This is a genomic window from Magnetospirillum sp. SS-4 (assembly GCF_902729425.1).
Taxonomy (GTDB): Bacteria; Pseudomonadota; Alphaproteobacteria; order Rhodospirillales; family Magnetospirillaceae; genus Phaeospirillum.
In genome coordinates, this window is record NZ_CACVCH010000099.1 from 1 (window position 1) to 5,930 (window position 5,930).

A 5,930-nucleotide genomic window follows, 5' to 3' on the forward strand; every position below is an offset into this window, starting at 1 on the left:
TTCAGCAGTTCGACCTGATTCTGGATGCCATCCAGCACAACCTGCCGGGGGGTCTTTTTCCGGGCTTCGGAAACCAGAATCTTCTTTTCGTCGGAAAACTTAAGCTGCAACATAATAGCCTCCATACGTTAACCTTGAAAGCATGATAAGGCCGTAATTAATAAAGGCCAATATAGCGGCATTAATATATTTCATGATATGGCCGCACGGCCACATGATGCCAATTAATCAAATCACACATACAGACATACGGCGATGCGTTGCTGCATTGACGCATCAGTGCTGGACTTCGCCGGAGATTGTTAGGTCTGACAGGTGACCGCATTTAGCGTCACATTAAGATGATGACAAGCCACGTGCAGTAAATTGGCGAATTAATCTGACATCAATCATGATGGATATAAGCTGGATATTCTGGGGACTACTTGCTATCAGCAAATAACAAACAAATTGCCGATTCATGTTAGCCCATTCGAAAATGTCTTCGTCGAGGCCATGAAACGCCTTCGGCTACTCCATATGAAACGGCATGAGCCGCCATAGGCGTAGTCGATCTGATCCCCTGCCGGGGGCAGGGTGGTGTTGTGACGAACGAAGGGAACGAGTTGTCGGTGTTGGACCTGAACCACATGAGTTGAAATCCATGATGACGCCGAAGGCGTCTTGGTTTTGGGACCAACGAAGGAAATGAGTTGTTCATTTTGTCATGACGCCGCAGGCGTCTTGGTCTTGGACAGACGAAAGGAGTGAGTTGTCGGTGTTGGATATGGCTAATCCGTGATTAGCTAAAGTGCGACCTAGTCTATATTGGATACCAACATAGACTAAGTCTAACTTTTTAGTCAACAATATAGACTAACTCAGGAGAGAACCAGAAACAAAGGACACATCATAATCATGTATGAACTCGACTATTTTTGCGTATTTCGGGAAGAACCAAGAGATATCCCGAAAAAAGGACATAAATCACTGGCATTCAGTTCACGGTATCAGTTCAGCGGACTTATCGAAATTGATGGCATTGAGTACACCGTCAAATTCAGCAGCTACGATGATCTCAACAAGCTGATCGACGGAACCTACAAATCAAAGGCATCATTTGTGGATATATATAAAATATACACAAAAGCTATCAGCCTGAATGCCAGAACGTATTTTAGCCCAGTTATCACCAAGCCCAAGGGTCGCTGTGGAAATTGGACCTTGCTTGGTCAGGACGATACTGCTTGCGTGCCGTATTTGGTTATGTCGATCCCCAGCCCAGGTCGGATCGAGGTGGATTTGATGGCAATGGACGTCAATGGAGAATTCACCCTCAACAAGACCTTGACCACCAAGCCGGGGGGAATCGTCATGCGAATGGGGTCGAAGATGCGTTGGGTCTGGCGTCGGGCCAAGGCGGTTCCAGAGACCAGTACTACGCCGGAAGCTGCGTGATCATGGTGTGGTGTGGCAGGGTGGGGTACTTCCTGCCACATTACGCATCACCTCACCCGACGCCAGATTTCGGTCCATGCTTCATTTTCCAGAATCTTGAGTGCCTTGACACCTTCTTGCAGTTCCTTGATCTGAATTTCATCGGAACAAAGAACTGATGCTTCGTTCGTTGAATCAATAACCTCAGTCACATTTGATACCAAAGCCAAAAGTGCTTCTGTCGAAATTCGTCTGCCTCTTGATTTTGAACTACTAAGGTAGCTTTGGCTTCGATTAAGCCACTCACCAAATTCGCGACCAGAACCGACGATTCCCAACGAATAAAATTCTTCATATATTTCTTCTAATTTTCGCATGAACGACTCCTGCTGTTGCAGGTGTATTTATCGCAGCATCGAATGCCTTCATATGTAGGCACTTATTTTGATCGCCCAAATTGGCCGACACATTCAAACCTGTTATGGTCCCCGCCCACATCCTGGGAGGGAGCATCATGACCAAGACAAAATTGCCCTTCGCAATGACCATCTGCGGGCTGGATGAGCTTGGTGACGAGTTGGAAGCCTTCGGCCCAAGTCACATCATCTCAATTTTGGACCCCGGCGATGACCATGACGATCCATTGGTCTTCCCTGGATCGATCAAGGTGCTGAGTCTCAGATTTTATGACTTACACGCGATGGGGGGAGTGGTTGGAAAGTCACTTGATCGACAGGGACGGAACGAACACCCCAGCGTGGACCATGCTCAGACCATCATTGATTTTGGTCGAGAGATACCCAGCGGTGGCCGAATTTTATGCCATTGCTGGGCAGGAATATCTCGCTCGACAGCCGCCGGATTCTTACTGGCATGCCTGCACCTACCTGCGGCAGAAGCCATGGATCTGATCATGGAACTTAGGCCCGGAGCGGTACCGAACCGGTTGATCATCAAATTCGCAGACCGGATTCTTGGTGCTGGCGGGCGAATGGTTGCTGCGATTGACGGTCAAAGGCAAGGAGTTGATCGCCGATCAATCAGATCGAGCAGACGTTGAGCGTCATGTAAAGCACCTCGGAGTAGGTCAAGGACGGCCATTACCTCAAATCTAATGAGGTTTTCATCATAAACCGGCGGCAATCGTCCCGGAGCAACAGAAACAGCATCTTCTGGAGAAATCGTAAAGTCATTTAATCGCATAGTTTACCCCGCATATATTGATAATATGTATTTATGTGGTTATATTGAAACAAGCACATATATCAGATTGCTTGGAGGGCATTATGCGTTCGCAAGTCATACTGCTATCAGTCTGCGTGCTATTCACTGCGACATTTGCCGCAAACGCCCAGGAAGGCATCTTCTTTACCACGGACAAGGGTGCCGCCGGTGTGGTGAAGGCCGCTCCTCCGCCGATCTATCAGCGTGATCCGAACCTGCCAAATTATTACTCCCTCGGCTCGGAGCCATCGCCGCCGCCCATCACATACGACGAGATCAACACCCCAGGATACTGGCACCGGGAGCAATTGGCCGTCCTGGGCAGGGATGCGAATGGCATGAACCTGCATGATCGTGGGGTGTACTGCTCGTCCCAGGAACGTAAGGTGAGCCGCTATGCCGAAATTTCCTCGCAGTGGTTAAGCGATCACGATTTGTGGTTTGCCCCGTCGGCTGGCTTTATTCCCCATGGGATCGTGATGTCTGAATCGCGAGACATTTTGACCTATGCACAAGTCGCATTACGCGACATCCGATACATCAAACACAATGGTGCACAAATTCAGCACTGCGATGACGTTGCTGCGTTTGCGATCATGCGGATGCAGAAATTATTGGAAAAATACCCTGAAGACCCAGGCTGGGTGGAGCGGGTTCGAAACTGACTGACCATCAGCATAATTGGACGCCATGACCTCGTATTACTTCAAACGCAACTGTATGTCCGAGAAACCGACATGGGCTGGCCATTCTTCGTCGGAGTGGAAACGTTCAACAACGATGCCGTATTATTTTATACCTCCGAATTACACCTGGATCGGACTCTTGAATACAAAGAACGCACCTGCACAGATCAGGGCAAAGCCGATGGCATGATTTATGGTCAGTCGCTCCCCCAGGTACAAGACGGAGAATCCGGCAAACACGGTGAGGGTAATAACCTCCTGCATCGTTTTTAGCTCTGCGGTCGAATAGGTTCCATGGCCGATTCTGTTCGCAGGAACTGCAAAGCAATACTCCACAAATGCGATAAGCCAGCTAACAACAATAGCAATCCACAAAGCTCTGTCTGTGAATTTTAAATGCCCATACCATGCAAAAGTCATGAAAATATTGGATATTACCAATAAACCTATTGGGGCAATGGCTGATGAGTTCATAACAAGAACTTTCATTTGCAAAAATGTTGTTAATTTAGGCTCCAGAACCCAATATTTAAAGCCGATGCAAAGCCGACCCAAAGCAGATATGGAACCATGAGCATTCCGGCGATCTTGTCTCGCATCAAGAATGCCACCGTAGTCACGATGATGGCGATCTCCAGAACCACAATCTCGACCGCCGCCACACCGATCAGGTGGAACTTGAAGAACAGGAAGCTCCAGGCGAAATTCAACGCCAACTGGATCAGGAACAGCCGAATGCATGAGCTATCCCACTGGTACTGATCACGCCCCCAAGCCCTCCAGGCCGCCACAGCCATCATGATGTAGAGAGCCGTCCAGACCGGGCCAAAGACCGCATCAGGCGGCGTGAAGGATGGGTGAGCCAAATCCTTGTACCACCCATGGACAGCGGGAATGGTGACCATGCTGGAGATGCCCGCAACGCCCAGGCACAACACGATCAAAACGACCAGATAGCCAAACCGGGGATTGGTCTTTCGAAACTTCATGCTCACGGAGCGGCCCTTCTGAAATATCCTGGTCAACATTCATGATGCCGGGCCAACCATAGCACCCCGATTGAATTCCATCACGACATCGGCGTTTCCCCCGGCGACCGGCGGAACTACACTGCGGCCACCAACCGCTTTCCGAACTGGTCACCGACCCAATGCCGCCGAAAATTCCAAAACTGGGACGTGAAGGTGCCGAAACACTGGCCTTGCACGCCGTCTCGGTAATTGTCGCTGATGACGAATTGCTGACCCAGTTCATGTCCTTCACCGGCAGTGGTGCCGACGAACTTCGCACCCGTATCACCGATCCCGATTTCCTCGGAGCCGTGTTGGATTTTGTCCTCGAATCGGACATCACCGTCGAGAAGGTGGCCCAGGCGGCAGGCGTTGCCCTGGAAACAATTCTGATCGCCCGTTCCCAGCTTCCAGGAATGCAGGTGGACTGGACGCCATGACCACCGATCTTGAAAAACTGAAGACCCGGCTCCAGGCATTGCGGGCAAAGACTATTGCCAACGGCTGCACCGAGGAAGAAGCCTTGGCGGCGGCGGCGAAGGTGGCCGAACTGCTTGATCGCCATGATCTATCAATCACGGACCTGGAAATCCGCGAAGAGCAGTGTGAAAAGTCCACCATTGAAACCAACCGCAAGCAGCGACAGCCGATCTCCGCCTGCATCCCGGCCATCGCCGAATATTGCGATTGCAAGGTATGGAGGGAAAAAGACGACAAGGGCATCCGGTACGTCTTCTTCGGTCTTCGCCCCAGCATCGAGATGGCCCATTACGTTTACGACGTGATCGCCACGGCCATGCAGACCGCTTGGGTCCAATATGCTCTGGCCCAACGAATTCTCCGCTATGGCAAGGACGAAAAGGGATCGTTCATGTTCGGCATGGCGGTGTCGATTGGGGAGAAACTGATCGCCATGAAGGCCGAACGCGATGAAGCCAACAGGGTCAGCAGTGGTCGCGATCTGGTGGTGGTCCGCCACGTCATCGTGGAATCTGAATTCGCCAAGCTGGACCTAAACCTGCGTCGTGGCCGGGCATCAGGTAAGAAGCTCGCTGCTGGTGCGTTTGAAGCCGGTCACGCCGCCGGTCAATCCCTGGCTCTTCATCCTGGCGTCCATGGCAAAGGTTCTGGGAAATAGGAAACAGGGCGTCCATCGCTAATTGTAGTCATTCAATAGCAATAGTAGAATATCTTGGCTGTGTTCTGGGGCATGTGGTACTTAATGGTAAGTGCCGATTGATGGCCGCAAATCAACGACACCAAGATGAAAGTGTCAGAACCATGTTTCCACGAATCCGAAGGGCATTGGTCGTTGATGACGCTAAGCCGATGCGGGAACTGATCAGAATCGCTCTGGGTTCCTTCCATTGCCGCGATGTCATCGAAGTGGAGGATGGCACACTCGCATTCGGTGCCGCCAATATCGTCAGCCTTGAAGACGGCGATTTGACAGATGGCAGCACTGACATCGTTTTTCTCGACTGGATGATGCCCATGCTCGACGGCATAGCCTGCACCAAGCTGATCCGTTCAGGTGGGCTTGATGGCTTTAATGCCGATGTTCCAATCGTCATGGTTACGGCCAGGACAGAAG

8 protein-coding genes and 1 pseudogene are annotated in these 5,930 nt (G+C 50.8%); 6 read left to right on the plus strand and 3 right to left on the minus strand.

The window, feature by feature from the left end; genetic code table 11:
- Window positions 1-897: 897 nt before the first annotated feature.
- A complete protein-coding gene (locus MTBSS4_RS17430; protein WP_152427084.1) occupies window positions 898-1,437 on the plus strand; it encodes a hypothetical protein in 540 nt (179 codons plus the stop codon).
- 47 nt (window positions 1,438-1,484) lie between these two features.
- Here the strand turns inward: MTBSS4_RS17430 and MTBSS4_RS17435 are convergent, their stop codons facing one another.
- Entirely contained in the window at window positions 1,485-1,793 is a 309-nt protein-coding gene (locus MTBSS4_RS17435) for a DUF6626 family protein (RefSeq protein ID WP_173984669.1), read from the minus strand.
- Window positions 1,794-1,930: 137 nt separating this feature from the next.
- Between MTBSS4_RS17435 and MTBSS4_RS17440 the strand changes: the two genes are divergently transcribed.
- Both MTBSS4_RS17440 and MTBSS4_RS17445 read left to right on the plus strand, forming a co-directional pair.
- Window positions 1,931-2,476: a tyrosine phosphatase family protein gene (locus MTBSS4_RS17440; protein ID WP_008622668.1), complete on the plus strand. Its 546-nt coding sequence runs from the start codon at window positions 1,931-1,933 to the stop codon at window positions 2,474-2,476.
- 226 nt (window positions 2,477-2,702) lie between these two features.
- Window positions 2,703-3,305, plus strand: a complete 603-nt coding sequence (locus tag MTBSS4_RS17445; protein ID WP_008622669.1) for a hypothetical protein — start codon at window positions 2,703-2,705, stop codon at window positions 3,303-3,305.
- A 141-nt stretch (window positions 3,306-3,446) separates the two neighbouring features.
- Here the strand turns inward: MTBSS4_RS17445 and MTBSS4_RS17450 are convergent, their stop codons facing one another.
- Together MTBSS4_RS17450 and MTBSS4_RS17455 are read right to left on the minus strand one after the other, a co-directional pair.
- Window positions 3,447-3,815, minus strand: coding sequence for a DMT family protein (locus tag MTBSS4_RS17450; protein ID WP_254432638.1), 369 nt, complete (start codon window positions 3,813-3,815; stop codon window positions 3,447-3,449).
- Between the two features lie 14 nt (window positions 3,816-3,829).
- Entirely contained in the window at window positions 3,830-4,315 is a 486-nt protein-coding gene (locus MTBSS4_RS17455; RefSeq protein WP_040477255.1) for a TspO/MBR family protein, read from the minus strand.
- 161 nt (window positions 4,316-4,476) lie between these two features.
- On the opposite strand from MTBSS4_RS17455, the gene MTBSS4_RS17460 reads away from it, so the two are divergent.
- From MTBSS4_RS17460 to MTBSS4_RS17470, 3 genes and pseudogenes are all read left to right on the plus strand, one after another.
- Window positions 4,477-4,776: a DUF3572 domain-containing protein gene (locus MTBSS4_RS17460; protein WP_040477249.1), complete on the plus strand. Its 300-nt coding sequence runs from the start codon at window positions 4,477-4,479 to the stop codon at window positions 4,774-4,776.
- Entirely contained in the window at window positions 4,773-5,474 is a 702-nt protein-coding gene (locus tag MTBSS4_RS17465; protein ID WP_173984670.1) for a DUF2786 domain-containing protein, read from the plus strand. The genes MTBSS4_RS17460 and MTBSS4_RS17465 overlap by 4 nt, the downstream gene beginning before the upstream one ends.
- 191 nt (window positions 5,475-5,665) lie before the next feature.
- Window positions 5,666-5,930, plus strand: a pseudogene (locus MTBSS4_RS17470) (response regulator); the annotation flags it as partial.

What these genes read in the sequence shown, in the direction of transcription:
- MTBSS4_RS17440 (WP_008622668.1), top strand. Translation starts at nt 1,931, where the DNA reads ATGACCAAGACAAAATTGCCCTTCGCAATGACCATCTGCGGGCTGGAT.
- MTBSS4_RS17430 (WP_152427084.1), top strand. Translation starts at nt 898, where the DNA reads ATGTATGAACTCGACTATTTTTGCGTATTTCGGGAAGAACCAAGAGAT.
- MTBSS4_RS17435 (WP_173984669.1), bottom strand. Translation starts at nt 1,793, where the DNA reads ATGCGAAAATTAGAAGAAATATATGAAGAATTTTATTCGTTGGGAATC.
- MTBSS4_RS17455 (WP_040477255.1), bottom strand. Translation starts at nt 4,315, where the DNA reads ATGAAGTTTCGAAAGACCAATCCCCGGTTTGGCTATCTGGTCGTTTTG.
- MTBSS4_RS17460 (WP_040477249.1), top strand. Translation starts at nt 4,477, where the DNA reads ATGCCGCCGAAAATTCCAAAACTGGGACGTGAAGGTGCCGAAACACTG.
- MTBSS4_RS17450 (WP_254432638.1), bottom strand. Translation starts at nt 3,815, where the DNA reads ATGAAAGTTCTTGTTATGAACTCATCAGCCATTGCCCCAATAGGTTTA.
- MTBSS4_RS17465 (WP_173984670.1), top strand. Translation starts at nt 4,773, where the DNA reads ATGACCACCGATCTTGAAAAACTGAAGACCCGGCTCCAGGCATTGCGG.
- MTBSS4_RS17445 (WP_008622669.1), top strand. Translation starts at nt 2,703, where the DNA reads ATGCGTTCGCAAGTCATACTGCTATCAGTCTGCGTGCTATTCACTGCG.